General features: G+C 72.2%; 15 protein-coding genes. 3 read left to right on the top strand and 12 right to left on the bottom strand.

All coding sequences use genetic code 11. The annotated features are described in order from the left end of the window. Positions 1 to 89: 89 nt before the first annotated feature. The 11 genes from ACTZWW_RS17080 to ACTZWW_RS17030 form a co-directional block, all read right to left on the bottom strand. A complete protein-coding gene (locus tag ACTZWW_RS17080; protein WP_444782177.1) occupies positions 90 to 2,723 on the bottom strand; it encodes an ATP-binding protein in 2,634 nt (877 codons plus the stop codon). Continuing rightward, complete coding sequence (locus ACTZWW_RS17075) at positions 2,720 to 4,867, bottom strand: EAL domain-containing response regulator (protein ID WP_444782176.1); 2,148 nt, start codon at positions 4,865 to 4,867, stop codon at positions 2,720 to 2,722. Before ACTZWW_RS17075 ends, ACTZWW_RS17080 begins: the two co-directional genes overlap by 4 nt. Positions 4,868 to 5,243: 376 nt before the next feature. Continuing rightward, positions 5,244 to 5,831 (bottom strand): MarR family winged helix-turn-helix transcriptional regulator, encoded by a 588-nt coding sequence (locus ACTZWW_RS17070; protein WP_444782175.1) that lies wholly within the window; start codon positions 5,829 to 5,831, stop codon positions 5,244 to 5,246. 229 nt (positions 5,832 to 6,060) lie between these two features. Further along, positions 6,061 to 6,516: a hypothetical protein gene (locus ACTZWW_RS17065; RefSeq protein WP_444782174.1), complete on the bottom strand. Its 456-nt coding sequence runs from the start codon at positions 6,514 to 6,516 to the stop codon at positions 6,061 to 6,063. A gap of 136 nt (positions 6,517 to 6,652) precedes the next feature. After that, positions 6,653 to 7,549 (bottom strand): ABC transporter permease, encoded by an 897-nt coding sequence (locus tag ACTZWW_RS17060; protein WP_444782173.1) that lies wholly within the window; start codon positions 7,547 to 7,549, stop codon positions 6,653 to 6,655. Continuing rightward, entirely contained in the window at positions 7,546 to 8,499 is a 954-nt protein-coding gene (locus ACTZWW_RS17055; RefSeq protein WP_444782172.1) for an ABC transporter permease, read from the bottom strand. Before ACTZWW_RS17055 ends, ACTZWW_RS17060 begins: the two co-directional genes overlap by 4 nt. A gap of 150 nt (positions 8,500 to 8,649) precedes the next feature. Further along, a complete protein-coding gene (locus ACTZWW_RS17050; protein WP_444782171.1) occupies positions 8,650 to 10,167 on the bottom strand; it encodes an ABC transporter substrate-binding protein in 1,518 nt (505 codons plus the stop codon). A 46-nt stretch (positions 10,168 to 10,213) separates the two neighbouring features. Then, a complete protein-coding gene (locus tag ACTZWW_RS17045; RefSeq protein ID WP_444782170.1) occupies positions 10,214 to 11,320 on the bottom strand; it encodes an ABC transporter ATP-binding protein in 1,107 nt (368 codons plus the stop codon). Further along, positions 11,317 to 12,303, bottom strand: coding sequence for an ABC transporter ATP-binding protein (locus tag ACTZWW_RS17040; protein WP_444782169.1), 987 nt, complete (start codon positions 12,301 to 12,303; stop codon positions 11,317 to 11,319). Before ACTZWW_RS17040 ends, ACTZWW_RS17045 begins: the two co-directional genes overlap by 4 nt. Continuing rightward, positions 12,300 to 13,043 (bottom strand): DUF1028 domain-containing protein, encoded by a 744-nt coding sequence (locus tag ACTZWW_RS17035; RefSeq protein ID WP_444782168.1) that lies wholly within the window; start codon positions 13,041 to 13,043, stop codon positions 12,300 to 12,302. The genes ACTZWW_RS17040 and ACTZWW_RS17035 overlap by 4 nt, the downstream gene beginning before the upstream one ends. A gap of 19 nt (positions 13,044 to 13,062) precedes the next feature. Next, positions 13,063 to 14,658: a gamma-glutamyltransferase family protein gene (locus ACTZWW_RS17030; RefSeq protein WP_444782167.1), complete on the bottom strand. Its 1,596-nt coding sequence runs from the start codon at positions 14,656 to 14,658 to the stop codon at positions 13,063 to 13,065. A 300-nt stretch (positions 14,659 to 14,958) separates the two neighbouring features. Between ACTZWW_RS17030 and ACTZWW_RS17025 the strand changes: the two genes are divergently transcribed. The 3 genes from ACTZWW_RS17025 to yidD all read left to right on the top strand — a co-directional run bounded on the left by ACTZWW_RS17025 (position 14,959) and on the right by yidD (position 16,490). Next, positions 14,959 to 15,675, top strand: a complete 717-nt coding sequence (locus ACTZWW_RS17025; protein WP_444782166.1) for a FadR/GntR family transcriptional regulator — start codon at positions 14,959 to 14,961, stop codon at positions 15,673 to 15,675. Between the two features lie 89 nt (positions 15,676 to 15,764). Continuing rightward, on the top strand, positions 15,765 to 16,064 hold the full coding sequence (locus ACTZWW_RS17020) for a hypothetical protein (RefSeq protein ID WP_444782165.1): 300 nt from the start codon (positions 15,765 to 15,767) through the stop codon (positions 16,062 to 16,064). Between the two features lie 39 nt (positions 16,065 to 16,103). Continuing rightward, positions 16,104 to 16,490: a membrane protein insertion efficiency factor YidD gene (gene yidD, locus ACTZWW_RS17015; RefSeq protein ID WP_444782164.1), complete on the top strand. Its 387-nt coding sequence runs from the start codon at positions 16,104 to 16,106 to the stop codon at positions 16,488 to 16,490. On the opposite strand, the gene ACTZWW_RS17010 is transcribed toward yidD, so the two are convergent. Continuing rightward, positions 16,474 to 16,653, bottom strand: a 180-nt coding sequence (locus tag ACTZWW_RS17010) for a hypothetical protein (protein ID WP_444782163.1), incomplete at its 5' end; no start/stop codon positions are given. The two genes, yidD and ACTZWW_RS17010, sit on opposite strands and share 17 nt — an antisense overlap.

Here is a 16,653-nt window from a genome sequence, read left to right as displayed (position 1 = left end):
GCAAAGCGGGAATTCGCGTATCCTATGTCCTGAACTAATCGTTGTCGAGCATGCTTGGCTTGTTTCGAAGGCTGCAGGCTTTCGAGCGCTCAAGCGGCGACCTCGCCCGCGACCGCCTCGGCGGCGGCGAGCGCGTGGGCCACGAGCGCGGTGCCGACGCGGGCGTACTCGAGCCGCAGCGCCGCGACGTGCTCGACGCCGCGCGCGGCGAGCTCGTCCTCCTCGACGCCGCGCATGGCGAGGCTGAGCTCGTAGATGCCGATCGCGCCGATGTTGGCGGCGCTCGAGCGCAGCGCGTGGACATGGTCGCGGAAGGCCTCCGCGTCGCCGCTCGCCACCGAGTCGTCCAGCGAGTCGAGGAGCGCCTGCGCGTCGCCGAGGAAGGCGCTCGTGACCTCGTCGCGGAAGTCCGCGCCGCCGAGCCGCTCGAGATCGTCGAGCGTCTTCGTGCGCAGCGCCGGGCGTTCGCCCGCGGCCGTCCCGACGGGGCCGGCGTCGTGCGCCTCGCCTCCAGTCCTCGCGGCCGTTTCCTCCTCCTCCGCGAAGGCGGCGCGCGCGTCGTCCGGTCCCGGGATGTGGATGAAGCCGCCGGCGGGCTCGGCGCGGGCGACGTCGGCGAGGACGGCGAAGAGGCGCGCGGGCTCGATCGGCTTCGTCACGCAGCCCACCATGCCGGCCTCCTCGCACAGGCGCCGCGCCTCCGGCGTCGCGTCGGCGGTCAGCGCCACGATGGGGCTTCGCCGGCTCGCGTCCGGCTGGGCGGCGCGGTAGAGCTTGGCCGCGAGGATGCCGTTCATCACCGGCATGTTGACGTCCATGAGCACGACGTCGAAGGGCTCGGCGATCATCGCGTCGAGCGCGCTCTTGCCGTCGGCGACGATCGCGGCGCGGTGGCCCTCGCGCTCCAGGATGCGCGCGATGACCTTCTGGTTCGTGACGTTGTCCTCGGCGACGAGCACCTTGAGCGGCCGGTCCGGGCGCGCGTGGGTGTGCTCGCGGCTCGTCGCGGAGAGGGCGACGAGCCCGCCCGCCACGCCGGCGAGCCGCAGCGCCGCCTCGACGTCGCCGTCGAGCGCGGCCGCGGGCAGCGCGCTCGCGAAGAGCCGGCGCACGGCGTCGTCGACGACGATCCCGTCCGCCCGCAGGAGGATGCTCGCGGCCGGCGTGACCCCCGCCTGCGCGAGTGCGGCCAGCGCGGCCTCCGGGGTGCGGCCGAGCGCGCGCGGGTCGAGGACGAGGAGCGCGCGACCCGAGACGGCGCCGATCGCCGTGGCGGCCGCATCGAGGTCCGACGTCGGCACGGCCCGTGGTCCCAGCGACGCGATCCGCTCGCCGAGGCGCTGGGCGGTCTCGCCGGGGGCGAGGATCACGACGTCGAGCGGCGGCAGCGTCTCCATCTCGCCCGCGGCCTCGCGGTCGATCGCGGCACGGAAGCCGAAGCGGAAGGTCGAGCCGGCGCCCGGCGTGCTGTCGAGCGAGATCGTCCCGCCGTTGAGCTCGACGAACTGCTTGGCGATGGCGAGGCCGAGCCCGGTCCCGCCGTAGCGGTTGATGATGCTCTCGTCGGCCTGGGCGAAGCTCTCGAAGATGCGCGCCTTGGCCTCGGGCGCGATGCCGATGCCGGAATCGGCGACGCTCACCCGCAGCACGACCTCGCCGCCCTCCTCCCGCTCGCTGTCGCAGGTGACGGCGACGTGGCCCGTGTCGGTGAACTTCACGGCGTTGCCGAGGAGGTTGAGGAGCACCTCCTCCAGGTGCTTGCGGTTCCCGCGCAGGCGGTGGGGCGTGGCCGCGTCGACGTGGAGCGTCAGCGCGAGGCCCTTGGCACGCGCCTGGGCGCGCACCAGCGCGGTCGTCTCCTGGAGCACCGCGTGCAGGTCGAAGGCGACGATGTCGGAGGGCATCAGCCCGGCCTCGAGCCGCGAGAAATCGAGGATGTCGTTGATGTGGTCGAGGAGCACGCGGCCGGCGGCGTTGATGGTGCGCGTCATCTCGCGCTGCTCGGCGTCGAGCTTCGTGTCCTCCAGGAAGCCCGACATGCCGATGATCGCGTTGAGCGGCGTGCGCAGCTCGTGGCTGACGCTCGCCAGGAAGAGGCTCTTCTGGCGCGACGCGTTCTCCGCCTCCTGCTTGGCGCGCGAGAGCTTGCGGATCAGCGAGGCGGCGTAGAGCGGCAGGATCACGAGGCCGATGGCGAGGCCCGCGGCGAGCTTGGGGTGCTCGCCCCAGTAATTGTCCTGGGTGAGGACGAGGCCGAAGCCGGCGACGCCCAGCGCCATCGCGGCGTAGAGGTAGCGCACCCCGAAGCGGAAGCCGTTGCCGAAGATGACCCACAGGTAGATCGGGTAGAGGATCGCGGTCGTCTGGCCCCCCACCGCGAGCCCGTAGGAGAGCGCGCCGAGGTCGAGCACCATCGCCGCGATGCGCCGCGGCGGGCAGGCCTCTCGCACGAGCAGGATGTGGAAGAGGAAGCCCAGGCCCGCGACCCAGTAGAACGTCACCACAGCGAGCGGCTGCTCGACGCCCTCGATCCCGAAGAAGCGGCAGGCGAGCAGGTAGGCGAGGATGATGCCCCCGATCACGAGGCGGTTCATCACCATCTCGTGCTCGCGATCCGGCCTGTCCCGGAAGGCGGGAATGCGCGAGACGCGCTCCTTGGCGGCACCCAGCTCGTGCGCGGCGGCGGAGGGGCGCTCGGCGAGGGGGGACCGCTCGGCACTCATGCGGACAGCCTCATCGTGGCGCTCTCGCGCACCAGCGCCACGAACTCGGCGGCTGGAACCGGTTTCGAGAACAGGTAGCCCTGCGCCTCGTCGCAGCCCTCCGCCCGCAGCAGCCCCACCTGCTCGGGGCTGTCGACGCCCTCGGCGACGGTCTCGATGCCGAGTGAATGACCGAGGTTGATGATGGCGCGCACGATGGCCGCGTCGTTGGGATCGTTCTTCATGTTGCGCACGAAGCCCTGGTCGATCTTCAGCCGGTCGACGGGGAACTTCTTCACGTAGGCCAGGGACGAGTAGCCCGTGCCGAAGTCGTCGATCGAGAACGTCACGCCGAGCTTGCGCAGCTCGGACAGCTCCGCGGCGACCGCCTCGGCGTTCTGCATGAGGATCGTCTCGGTGATCTCGAGGTCGAGGAGCTCCGGCTCGAGCGTCGATTCGGAGAGCACGTCGACGACGAGGTCGCGCATGGCGAGCTTGCGGAACTGGATCGGCGACAGGTTGACGCCCACCCGCAGCCGCGGGAGCCCCATCGCCTGCCAGGACTTCGCCTCGCGGCAGGCCTCGCGCATCACCCACTCGTTGATGGGGATGATGATGCCCGTCTCCTCGGCGAAGGGAAGGAAGTCGAGCGGGCGCACGAGCCCGCGCTTGGGGTGGCGCCAGCGCACCAGCGCCTCGGCGCCGACGATGCGCCCGGTGCGCAGGTCGATCTGCGGCTGGTAGTGCAGCTCGAACTCGCGGTTGGCGATCGCCCGGCGCAGGTCGGTCTCGAGCGTGATGCCCTCGCGCGCCGCGGTCACCATGTCCGCCGAGAAGAAGCGCATCGCGTTGCGCTCCTCGGCCTTGGCCCGGTACATGGCGATGTCGGCGTTCTTGATGAGGTCGTCGGTGTCCTCGCCGTCGCCGGGATAGAGCACGACGCCGAGGCTCGCGCCCACCACGATGTCCTCGCCGGCGATCCGGAACGGGTCGCCGATCGCGGCGATCAGGCGCCGTGCGAAGTCGCGGGCCTCCTCGGCGCTGCGCACGTCGGTCTGGAGCACCGCGTACTCGTCGCCGCCGAGGCGTGCCACCGTGTCGGTCTCGCGCACGATGTTGCGCAGCCGGTCGGCGACGATGCGCAGCAGCTCGTCGCCGCGATGGTGGCCGAGCGCGTCGTTGACGCTCTTGAAGCGGTCGAGGTCGACGAGGTGGAGCGCGAAGAAGCGGTCGCCGCGCCGGGCGCGGGCGATCTCGCGGCGCATGCGGTCCTGCAGCAGCGTGCGGTTGGCGAGCCCGGTGAGCGCGTCGTGATGGGCGAGGTGGACGAGATGACTCTCGGCCTTCTTGCGGTCGGTGATGTCGAGCGCCGTGGTGAGCACGGCGATCACGCGCCCGTCCGCGTCCGACAGCGGCGACTTCGTCACCACGAAGGCGTGCTTGGCGCCGTCGCTGTCGGTCACCTCCTCCTCGTAGCTCGGCAACGCGCGCGCCGAGCGGAAGACGAGCTGGTCGAGGGCGAGGCTGCGCTGGGCACGCTCGGGGCCGATCAGCTCCGAGGCCGGGCGGCCGATCGCCTCCGCCTGGTCGATCGCGGCGAAGGCCGACATGTGGGCGTTGAGGAAGATGCAGGCGCCGTCGCGGTCGTGCGCGCTGATCAGCGCGGGCACGGTGTCGATCACCTGGGCGAGCCGCTGGCGGCTGTCGCGCAGGAGCGCCTCGCGGGAGCGTTCGCTGTCCTCGAGCTCGCGCTCCAGGAAGGAGGCGCGGCTCTTGATGATCTGCGCCTGGCGGCGCATCTGCAGGAGGTTGCGCGCGCGGGTGAGGAACTCCGCGTGGTCGACGGGGCTGAGCAGGAAGTCGGTCGCGCCGGCCTCCAGCGCGTCGAGCCTGAACGAGCGTTCCTCGTAGACGGTGATGGCGATGACGGGCACGTCGTCGCAGCCGGGAAGCCGGCGGAACCGGCGCGTGAACTCCGCGCCGGTCATGGTCGGCATCTTGAAGTCGGTGATGACGAGGTCCGGCGTGCGCTCGGCGAGGCGCTCGAGCGCCTCCGCCGGATCGCCGAAGGCCTGGACCTCGACGCCCTCGGCGATCGAGGCCGCCAGGCGCGAGAAGATGTTTCGGTTCGTCACCCGATCGTCGAGGATGATGATCAGAGGCATGCGCGCGACACCGTCCCGTACTCGTGCCCGGTCGAGGGTCGCCCGAGCATGGTCGCCGAGCGTACGGACGAAGTCTAAAAGAACTTTCAACGCAGCAGGAAGCTCTCCCAGCGTCGAGATCCGACATTATCGGCTTTGCGACAATCTTCGCAAAGCAAGTATTCGAGTGTTTTCATTGGGGAACGAGGGCGAATAGAAATTAATCGACCCCGAATGGCATGGCGGGATGTCGCATCCTCCAGTCGGGGGCCCCTTCGTCGCGCTGAATTCGTGACTGGCGACAGGCTCGAGACCTTCGCCGCGACCTCGGCGAATATTTGATCCCAGGTTGCGTAACTTGTCGCGCGTCAGCGACGATCTCCCGCCGCCGCGTCGCTCACGCGGTCTGCGCGAGATCGCCGGGCGCATCCTCCATCTCGGAATCGGGATCGTCGGCCTCCTCGTCCGAGGCGTCGAGGCCGCGCGCGTCGGCGCCGGAGGCCTCGGCGAGGTTGCGCGCCACCTTGCGCAGGAGTTTGCGCAGCCGCTTGCGGTCCTTCGTGTCGAAATCCCCGAGCAGCTCGGCTTCCACCTCGTCCCAGAGCGACGCGATCGCGGCGGCCTTCGCGGCGCCCTCGCCGGTGAGGCCGACGCGCACGACGCGGGCGTCCTCCGGCTCGGCGCGGCGCTCGACGAGGCCCAGCGCCGCGAGCCGCGAGACGGTCTTCGAGGCGGTCGGCGGGCGCACGCGCAGGATGGCGGCGAGCTCGCCCATGGTCATCTGGCCCTCGGCGGCGAGCGCCTGGACGACCTGCTCCTGGCCCGCGAACAGGCCGAGCTCGCCCAGCCTGTCTCCCATGCGTGCGCGATGGAGCCGCGCCGCCTGGACCAGCGCCCATCCGACGCTCTTCGCCCCCGGATGCTTGGAGCCGGGATGCTTGGGCCCCGAATGCTTGGACCCCGAATGCTTGGACCTGCCGCTCATGCCCGCTCGCCCGACCATCTCTGCCGGTACCTCAATCGGCCAAACTAATGAAGCCTGGATGACAGCCGCCGAAATAAATCTCGGCCGGTCGCCGCGGATCCCGAACGCCGTCGTCCTCCATGGAGGCCGGGCGTCGACGCGGTCGTCTCCGATCGAGGACGGTGCGGGAGAGGGGGCCGATGGCGTCACGTCGCCGGTGACGGCACGCGCGGGCGCGGCGGTCGGTCCGTCAGCTCGGGTCCGGCTCGGCGCTGGCGGGATTGGAGCCGGGGGGCTTGGAGCTCGGGGACTTGGAGCTCGGGGACTTGGAGCTCGGGGACTTGGCGCCGGTTGGCTTGGAGCGGGCGGGCTTGGCGCCGGCGGGCTTGGCGCCGGTGGGCTTGGCGTCGGTGGACTTGGCGTCGGTGGACTTGGCGCTCGCTCCCGCCTGGGCGCTCTTGCGCGTGGCGGCGCGGGCGGTCTTCGCGGCTTTCTCGGCCGCCTTCTCCGCCGCGACGACGGCGGCGGCCTCGGCCTCGGAGGCTTCCTTGGCGAGCCGCAGGGCCCGCAGGCGGGCGGTGCGCTCCTCGACGGCACGGGCCTCGTTGTCGTGATCGATCCAGGCCTGCGCGTTCTCGCGCTCCTTCGTCGCCTGCGCCTCGGCGCGCATGCGCCGCGACTCGTCGGTGGGAGGCGTCTTGGTCACGCGGCGTCCTTTCCAATCGACGCTCGATCCTCTCGCGTCTTCCGTGCCCCATCTGTACCAGCTCGCGACCGCGGGGGATACCGTGGCGGCCCGTACTCCCCCGGATGGCCCGCGCCCCCCGCCGTGCCGCCTGCCCTCATCGTCCCCTGGGGTCGAGCGCGTCGCGCAGGCCGTCGCCGAGCACGTTGAAGGCGAGCACCGTGACGAAGATCGCGAGGCCGGGGAACACGGCCATCCACGGCGCCTGCGCCAGGAAGCGCTGGGCGGAGTTCAGCATCGAGCCCCACGACGGCATCGGCGGCTGCTGGCCCAGCCCGAGGAAGGACAGGCTCGCCTCGGCGATGACGGCGGTGGCGATGGTCAGCGTCGCCTGCACCAGGATCGGCGGCAGGACGTTGGGGAGCACGTGGCGCAGCGCGATGCGCCAATGCGGGTTGCCCACCGCCCGCGCCGCCTCGACCCATTCCTCCGAGCGCGCGGCGAGCACCTGGCCGCGGGTGAGCCGGATGAAGATCGGCGTCGCGGTCACGCCGATGGCGATCATCGCGTTGGTCAGGTTCGGGCCCAGGAAGGCCGCGAGCGCGATCGCCAGGATGAGGAAGGGGATCGCCAGCATGGCGTCGGTGACGCGCCCGAGCACGCCGTCGGTCCAGCCGCCGACGTAGCCCGCGAGAAGCCCGAGCGGGATGCCGGCGGCCATGGCGATGAGGACCGAGATCACGCCGGCGGCGAGCGAGGCGCGCGCGCCCCAGATCACCCGCGAGAGCACGTCGCGGCCGACCTCGTCGGTGCCGAGCCAATGCGCCGCCGAGGGCGCATGCCGCACCGCCGACCAGCTCTGGGCCGTGGGATCCCAGGGTGCGATCCACGGCGCGAGGAGCGCGCAGGCCACGATGACGAGGACGACGACGAGCGAGGCCATCGCCGCCGGCCGTCGGCGCAGGCGCCGCCAGGCCCGCCCGCCGGGGCTCTCGATGACGAAGGCGTCGGCCTCCGGCGCCGTCGCGGATGCGGATGTCGTGCCGGCGCTCATGTGCGCAGCCTCGGGTTCGCGAGGATGTAGCCGATGTCGGCGAGGAGGTTGAGCACGATGTACGTCGTCGCCGTGACGAGCACGACGCCCTGCACCACCGCGTAGTCGCGGTTGAAGACGGCGTCGACGATGAGCTTGCCGAAGCCGGGGATCGAGAAGATCTGCTCGGTGAGCACCGCGCCCGAGAGGAGCGTGCCGAACTCGAGCGCGCCCAGCGTGATCACCGGGGTGAGCGCGTTGCGCATGGCGTGCTTCCACACCACGGTGCGCTCCGAGAGGCCCTTGGCGCGCGCCGTGCGGACGTAGTCGCTGTCGAGCGCCTGGATCATGGCCGAGCGGGTGTGGCGCATGATCACGCCGGCGATCGCCGTGCCGAGCACGAAGGCGGGCATGATCGTGGTGGCGAGGGAGCGGCCGAGATCCTCGAACGGGCTGACGTAGCCGGACGCCGGCAGCCAGCCCAGATGCACGGCGAAGAGCAGGATCATCATGATCCCGAGCCAGAAGTTCGGCGTCGAGATGCCGGCGAGGCCGACCACGTTGACGACCCAGTCCCAGGCGGAGTTGCGCTTCACCGCCGACAGCACGCCGGTCGTCACGCCCAGCACGAGCGCGATCAGCATCGCCATGACCGCGAGCTGGATCGTGACCGGGAGCTTCTGCGCCACGAGCTCGGAGACCGGCACCTTGAGCCGCATCGACTCGCCGAGATCGCCGGCGAGCACCTTGCCGATCCACATCGCGTACTGCACCGGGATCGGCTGGTCGAGGCCGTATTGCTGGCGGATCTGCTCGATGACGACGGGGTCGCGCTCCTCCCCCGCCATCACCAGCGCGGGGTCCCCCGGCATCAGGTGCTGGAGCGAGAAGATCAGCACCGACACGAAGAACAGCGTCGGGACGAGCTGCGCGAGCCGCTTGCCGATGAGCTGGAGCACGATGCCCTCCATGATCTCCCCTCTCCCGTTCGGGAGAGGGGCCGGGGGTGAGGGTGTACGGGATGCGATGAAGGGCGCGGCCTTTGCCGGCGTCGCTGCCGAACGTCGAGCCGTGCGCCCTCACCCCTGCCCCTCTCCCGTCCGGGAGAGGGGTTCTTCGCATCACTCCATCGTCACGCCGAGGAGGCTGACGAGGCCGTCGGGGCGCGGCGTGTAGCCCTTCATGGCGTCCGTATGGGCGATCAGCATGGCGCGGTGGTAGAGGTAGAGCACCGAGCCCTCGGTGAGCCACACGTCGGCGACGTCGGAATAGGCCTGCATGCGGCCCTCCTGCGTCGTCGCGGTCCGCGCCTGCGTCAGCGCCGCGTCCACCGCCTCGCTCGCGAACTTGCCGTAGTTCAGCGGGCCGGTCGAATGGGCGAAGGAGTAGATGTTGCCGTCCGGATCGGGACGGCCCGACCAGGCCAGCATGAAGGCGCCGAAGCGGCCGGCCTCGGCCTCCTGCAGGCCCGTGGCGAACTCGACCACGCGGATCTGCATGTCGAAGCCCGCTTCCGCCGCCATGGCCTGGATCACCTCGGCGACCTGGCGGACCTCCGGGTTGTTGGGGACCATGAAGTCGACGACGACCGGCGTCGCGACGCCCGCCTCGGCGATCAGCGCCTTGGCCTTCTCGACGTCGCGCGCGGGAACCGGGTAGGCGTCCTGGTACCAGGCGTTCTCCGGGCCGACCCACTGGTTGCCGGGAAAGAAGGCGCCGTCGAAGACGACCTGGTTGAGCGCCTCGCGGTCGATGGCGAGGTTGAGCGCCTGGCGCACCAGCGGGCTCTCGGCGAGCGGGCCGGTGGCGCCCTCGCCGTTGGCGACGTTGATGGTCATGCCCTGATAGCCGAGCTCGGTCGTCGTCTCGAGCACGAGGTCGGCATCCGCCTCGATCGTCGGGATGTCGGTGGCGAGCGCGCGCTCGATCAGGTCGAGCTCGCCGGACTGGAGGTTGGCGAGGCGCACGGTGGAATCCGGGATCGGCCGGAACTCGACGCGGTCGATGTTGACGGCGTCCGCGTTCCAGTAGTCGTCGAACTTCTCAAGCACGATGCGGTCCTGCTGGACGCGCTCGACGAACTGGAAGGGCCCGGCGCAGACCGGGTTGTTCCCGAACTGGTCGCCCGCGGCCTCGGCGGCGGCCGGCGAGACGATCATGCCCGAGCGGTCGGTGAGGGTCGCGAGCAGCGGCGCGAAGGGGCTCTTCAGGGCGAGCCGCACCGTGAGCGGGTCGACGACCTCGACGCTCTCGACGATCGAGAGCTCGCCGCGGCGGAAGGAGCCCTCCATCGAGCGGTGGCGGTCGAGCGAGTACTTGACCGCCTCCGCATCCATCGGCGTGCCGTCGTGGAAGGTCACGCCCTCGCGCAAGCGGATCGTCAGCGACAGGCCGTCCTCCGAGGTCTCGTGCGAGACCGCGAGCTGCGGGACGATGGCGAGATTCGCGTCGATGTCGAACAGCTTGTCGCACAGCGAGGCGAAGACGATACGCCCGACATAGGTGCGCCCGAGCGACGGGTCGAGCACGTCCGGATCCTCGGCGAGCCCGACGCGGACCGTGGTCTGCGCGCTCGCGCCGGTGGCGGCGAGGCCGAGCGTCGCGGTGGTGAGCGCTGCGGCGAGAACGATGCGTCTCATCTCGAGATGTCTCCTTCTTGATGCCGGATTTTCCGGCGGGTTCCCCTCATTGCGCCACGGCCTTCGCCGCGGCGGCCTCGTCGCCGCCGGCGAAGGCGGCGAAGAGCGTCTCGAGCCTCGGGTCGCGCGCCGGCTCGCGCGGCGCGAGATCGCGCGCGTCGGGCAGCGTGGTCGCGAAGAGGCAGGCGGAAGCGTGCGTCGGGCTCACCGGCGCGAGCGGCGGACGGTCCTTTCCGCAGGCCGGCTCGACGTGCGGGCAGCGGGTGCGCAGGTGGCAGCCCGACGGCGGCGAGAGCGGGCTCGGCACGTCGCCCTCGAGCAGCCGCCGCTCGCGGCGCGCCAGCGGCGAGGGCGCCGGGATCGCGGAGAGCAGCGCGCGCGTGTAGGGATGGCGCGGGTCGTCGAAGATCTCGTCGGTCGTGCCGGTCTCGACGATGCGCCCGAGATACATCACGCAGACCCGGTCGGCGATGTGGCGCACCACGCCGAGGTCGTGGGAGATGAAGACGTAGGCGAGCCCGAGCCGCGCCTGGAGGTCTTCCAGGAGGTTGAGGATCTGCGCGCGGATCGAGACGTCGAGCGCCGAGACCGGCTCGTCGCAGACGATCACCTTCGGCTCGACTGCGAGCGCGCGGGCGATGACGATGCGCTGGCGCTGGCCGCCGGAGAACTCGTGGGGGAAGCGCGCCGCCTGGCGCGGGTTGAGCCCCACCGCCTCGAGCAGCGCCGCGACCCGCGCCGCGCGCTGCGCCGGCGGCACGACCGCGTGCAGCATCAGGGGCTCGGCCAGGATCTCGCCCACCGTCATGCGCGGGTTGAGCGCGGCGAACGGGTCCTGGAAGACGATCTGCGCCGTGCGGCGAAGCCCCCTCAGGTCGCGCTCCCGGGCGTGCGTGACGTCCGCGCCGTCGACGACGATGCGCCCGCTCGTCGGCTCGACGAGGCGCAGGATCATGCGCCCGAGCGTCGACTTCCCGCAGCCGGATTCCCCCACGAGCGCCAGCGTCTCGCCGGGATGGACCGCGAGCGAGACGCCGTCCACCGCCTTGACGCTCGCCGTCGTGCGGCCGAAGAGCGTGCGCTCGGCGACGAAGTGCTTGACGAGGTCGTGCGCCTCGAGGACGGGCGGGGGGGGCGACGCGACGGGCCTCATGCGGCGAGCTCCTCCAGAGGCGCGCGCCAGCACCGCGTGGCACGGCCACCGCCGATGTCGACGAGGTCCGGCATCGTCGCGCAGCGCTCGATCCGGAAGGGGCAGCGCGCCGCGAAGCGGCAGCCCGCCGGCGGGCGCGACATGTCGGGCACCGCCCCCTCGATCGCGGCGAGGCGCCCGCGGGCGCGGTCGAAGCGCGGCAGCGAGCCCATCAGCCCCACCGTGTAGGGATGCTGCGGAAACCGGAACAGCTCCTCCACCGGCGCGCGCTCCACCACCTGGCCGGCATACATCACGGCGACGTCGTCGCAGACCTCCGCGACCACGCCGAGGTCGTGGGTGATCAGCACGACGGCGGTGCCGGTCTCCTCGCGCAGGGCGCGCATCAGGTCGAGGATCTGCGCCTGGATCGTCACGTCGAGCGCGGTCGTCGGCTCGTCGGCGATGAGGAGCCGCGGCTCGCAGGCGAGCGCCATGGCGATCATCACCCGCTGGCGCATGCCGCCGGAGAGCTTGTGCGGGTAGTCCCCGAAGCGCCGCGCCGGCTCCGGGATGCGCACGCGCGCGAGCATCTCCACCGCGCGCTCGGCGGCCTCGCGCTTGCCCACGGCGCGGTGGCGCACGATCGCCTCCACGATCTGGTCGCCGATCGTGTAGGACGGGTTGAGCGAGGTCATCGGCTCCTGGAAGATCATGGCGAGCCGATCGCCGCGCAGGTCGCGCAGCGTGCGCTCGCTCTCGGCGAGGAGATCGCGCCCGTCGAAGACGACGCGGCCCGTCACGCTGGTGCCCGTCTTCGGCAGGAGCCCCATCACCGCGAGCGAGGTCACGCTCTTGCCGCAGCCCGATTCGCCCACGATCCCGAGCGTGCGCCCGGGCGCAACGGTGAACGACACGCCGTCGACCGCCCGCGTGCGGCGCCCGTCCGGCCCGGTGAAGCCGACGGCGAGGTTCTCGACGCTGAGGATCGGCGCCTCGCTCATGCCGCGGGCGCCTCCCCGATGCCGTCTTGGGCCTGCGCCGCCGCGATCGCGGCCGTGATCTCCGCGTCGATGCGGGCGCGATCCGTGATGCCGACGGGGTCGGCCTTGGTCGCGAGGTAGCGCCTGAAGTGCACCCAGCGCTCGCGGGAGACGCGCTCCAGCCGGGCGAGCTCGGCGATGGGCTCGGGATGGTCGTCGACGCGGATGTCGAGGTCGGGCCAGTCCTCGGTGCCGTGGATCACGAGCCCGACGGACTGCTTGCCGCGCTTGTCGCCGCCCGCCGCCTCGCCCGCCGCCATCGCCACGATGAGCCGGCGCGGGAAGGGCAGGTCGACGTTCTCGCGGTAGGCGCGGGCGGTCTCGTCGAGCACCTGCGGCCCGGCGAGCATGTTGCCGGCGAGCCCGCAGAGATCGTCGGAGATCGCGCCGCACCAGTCGACGCATTCCGCTCCGGTATGGGCGGCGAAGCGGCCGCGGGCGTCCATGACCTGGACCTGGCGATGGTCGCGCCCGCCGTCTTCGGCGACGAGGGCGTGGACGACCTCCGCCGCGCCGGCGCCGCCGCGCAGGAGGTCGAGGCCGCGCGGGCCGTAGAGCGGGTTGATCAGCGCCTGCGTCGCGACCGCGCCGATGCCGGGCGCGATGAAGGGCACGCGCGCGCCCACAGCGAAGAAGCGGCTCGCGACGGCGATGCCGATGGCGCCGCTCTCGGGGTCCCTCGCGACGATCGACCAGGTCATGCGCCCCTCCTCGCGTCTCTCAGTAGCCGACGACCTGCCCGTCCTTGCGGGGATCGGAGCCGCCGGCGTATCCGCCCTCGATGCGGTGGATCAGCTGCGCGCCGCCGAAGCCGAAGCTCGCGTCGGGCGCCTCGACCTCGATCGCGTGGCCGAGGCCGCCGAGCGCCTCGAGCGCCGCCGTGCCGAGGCTGTCCTCGATGGCGACCGTGCGTCCCGAGACGAAGCGCCAGCGCGGCGCGTCGGCCGCGGCCTGCGGATCCTGGCCCCAGACCTGCGTGCGCAGCGTCATCTGCAGATGGCCCTGCGCCTGCATCGGCCCGCCCATCACGCCGAAGCTCATCAGCGGCGCGTCGCCCCTCATCAGGAAGCCGGGGATGATGGTGTGGAAGGGCCGCTTGCGCGGGCCGACCCGGTTGGGATGCCCGGGCGTCGTGACGAAGCCGAGCCCGCGGTTCTGCAGCGAGATGCCCGTCCCCGGCACGACCACGCCCGATCCGAAGCCGGCGTAGTTCGACTGGATGTAGGAGACCATCATGCCCGAGGCGTCGGCCGCGGTGAGATACACCGTGCCGCCGTGCTTCGGCGCGCCGGCGCCGAAGTCCTGCGCCCGGGCGGGATCGATCAGCGCCGCGCGCCGGGCGAGGTACCCTTCGTCGAGGAGATCGGCGGCCGTGACGTCGGTCATCGCCGCCTGGTCGGCGACGTAGGCCTCCGCGTCGGCGAGCGCGAGCTTCATCGCCTCGATCTGGAGGTGGAGCGCCGCCGGATCGTCCGGCGCGTAGCGCTCGAGGCCGAGGTGCCGGGTCATGCCGAGCGCCATGCAGGCGGCGATGCCCTGACCGTTGGGCGGGATCTCGTGGAGGGCGACGTCGCCGTAGGTGGCCGACACCGTGCCGCACCAGTCCGCCTCGTGCGCGGCGAGGTCGTCCTCGTCGAGCGCGGCGCCGTGGGCGCGGGCGAAGTCGGCGATGCGCCGGGCGAGCGCACCGCGATAGAACGCCTCGCCCCGGCTCTCGGCGATCGCGGCGAGGCTCGCCGCCATGTCCGGCGAGCGGAAGATCTCGCCCGCCGCCGGCGCGCGGCCGCCGGGCAGGAAGTGCGCGGAGAAGCCCGGCTGATGCCCGAGCGTGCGCTCGGCGCGCTTCCACAGGGCCGCGATCACCGGCGATACCGGATAGCCCTCGGAGGCATACGTGATCGCGGGGGCGAACAGGTCGGCGAAGGGGAGCCTGCCGAATCGCTGCGAAAGCGCCACCCAGGCGGACACGGCGCCCGGCACGGTGACGCTCTCCCAGCCGCGCTCGACCATGCCGTTGGGGAAGCGGTCCGGCGACCAGCCGGCGGGGGAGCGGCCCGACGCGTTGAGCCCGTGCAGCCGCTCGCCGTCCCAGAGGATCGCGAAGGCGTCCGAGCCCAGCCCGTTGCCGGTGGGCTCCAGCACGGTGAGCGCGATCGCGGTGGCGAGCGCGGCGTCGACCGCGTTGCCGCCGGACAGCAGCATGCGCAGGCCCGCCTGCGCCGCGAGCGGCTGCGAGGTCGCGACCATGTTGCGCGCGAGCACCGGCGAGCGGCGCGAGGCGTAGGGCATGTCGTGGCGCAGCTGCACGGGACGCATCCTCTTCGCGGCGCCGCAGGACGCCGAACCAATCACGATTGCCACGCGGGGCGGGCGCGGCTTCGACCCACGCGACAGGAGGCCGAAGCTTAGACACGGCCCAATTTTCGTGCAAGCCGAAGGCTGCTCATTCTATATGCGTCGATTGCCCGAGCGGGCGCCGCATGCCCGCACGCAGCGCCTCTGGGCCTGCGTCCCTCGGGGCTCGACAGCGTGTGATAATGATCGTACCAATATGTATTGGTGCGGCCGAAGCTTGCCGAGAGCGTCTCCGGCAGCAGCGTCGAGGGCGAGACCGTCATGGGCGAAATCCGGGCCGAGATCGTGAGCGACCTGCCGGCCGCGACCGACGACGATCCCGTCCTCGTGCGGCTGCGCGAGGCGCTCGCCGACGGCAGCTTCGTCGCCTCCGGCCGCGTCCTGCCCGAGCGGGAGATCGCCGAGGCGCTCGGGGTCGGCCGGCGTGCGGTGCGCCGGGCGCTCGGCGCACTGGAGACGCAGGGGCTGATCTGGCGGCGCCAGGGCCAGGGGACCTTCGTCTCGGCCCCGCCCGCGCCCAAGGCGCGGCGCTTCGCCGGCATCGCGGCGCTCACCAGCCCCGCCGAGATCATGGAGGTGCGCCTGGAGATCGAGCCCGTGCTCGCCCGCCACGCGGCCCTGCGCGCCGCGCCGGTGGACGTCGAGGGCCTGCGCCGGCTCGCGGAACGTTCGCGCGACGCCGAGACCGACGCCGAGTACGAGCGCTGGGACCAGGCCTTCCATCGCCGCATCGCCGAGGCGATGCGCAACGGCCTCTTCCTCGCGGTGTTCGAGGCGATCGAGGCGGTACGGGAGGACCCGGTCTGGCGGCGCCTGCGCGAGAGCACGCGCTCGAGCGAGCGCCGCGCCTCCCTGGCCGCCGAGCACCTCGCCGTCGTCGACGCCATCGCGGCCCGCCGCCCCGAGGCGGCCGAGCGCGCCATGCGCGACCACCTGGCTTCCATCGCCACGAGCCTGGGGCTGCCGGCGGGCGGGTGAGGGAGCAATCGCGGCGGGATGGTGCGGGTTGCGCAAGCACCGCGCGTGGCTATGCTGGCCGCGAAGGCGACGCGAACCGGGGGGTGGGCATGCTGACGGCGACGGGCAACATCAACGAGGCGTACGACGTGATCGGCGTCGTGCACGCCGTGGCCTCGCGCACGCCGCCCTCGACGGGGTGCGGCGGTCCCGGCGGCTTGCCGGTGCAGGAGGCCTACGGCGAGGTGACGGCGACGCTCCAGGAGGCGGCGCGCCGCTCGGGCGGCGACGGCATCATCCACATCGGCTACGACTACCGCCTGACGAGCCGAACGACCGGCTGCACCGGCACGCAGACCTCCGTCTTCGAGGTCTACGGCTGGGGCACGGCGATCAAGCTGCGGCGCTGAGGCCCGCCGGCATGGGCGCCCGACCATGAGCGCCGCCCCGTGAGCCTGCGCCTCTCCCGCGCCTGCTGCGGGCTCGTCCACGCTGCGGCACACGTCCCCGATCTGCCGCCCCCGCTCGACCGCGCCGCCGCGGCGGCGGGCATCGCGGCGATCCGCCTCTACAAGCGCCATCTGTCCCGGCACACCGGCCGGATCTGCCTGTTCCGGCCGACCTGCTCGACCCGCGCGCTCGAGGCGCTCGAGACGCGCGGCTGGCGCGAGGGTATCTGCGAGGCGAGCCGCCAGCTCGCCCGCTGCAGCGGCACCTACACGCTCGGAATCGGCTGCGACGGCTCGGCGGAGCTCGTCACCGCCGACGGCAGGCGCTTCACGGCGGAGGAGATCGCCCCCGAGATCCTGCCCGCCCGCCTCAGTTCAGCGCGATGAACCCTCCGGCGCGGGCGAGCCGGCGCGGCGCTGCCTGCGGGCGCGCCTCGGCCGAGGCTCTGGAGACGAACGCAGCGACGGCGGGCGTGGCGCTGGGCCCGGCCGCGAGCGCGGCGGGCCGCGGCGGCGGCAGCAAGCCCGCGACGACCGCGAAGCCAGTCGG

Source organism: Salinarimonas sp. NSM (assembly GCF_052380005.1).
Taxonomy (GTDB): domain Bacteria; phylum Pseudomonadota; class Alphaproteobacteria; order Rhizobiales; family Beijerinckiaceae; genus Salinarimonas.
This window is presented reverse-complemented; position numbering and strand designations above follow the sequence as displayed.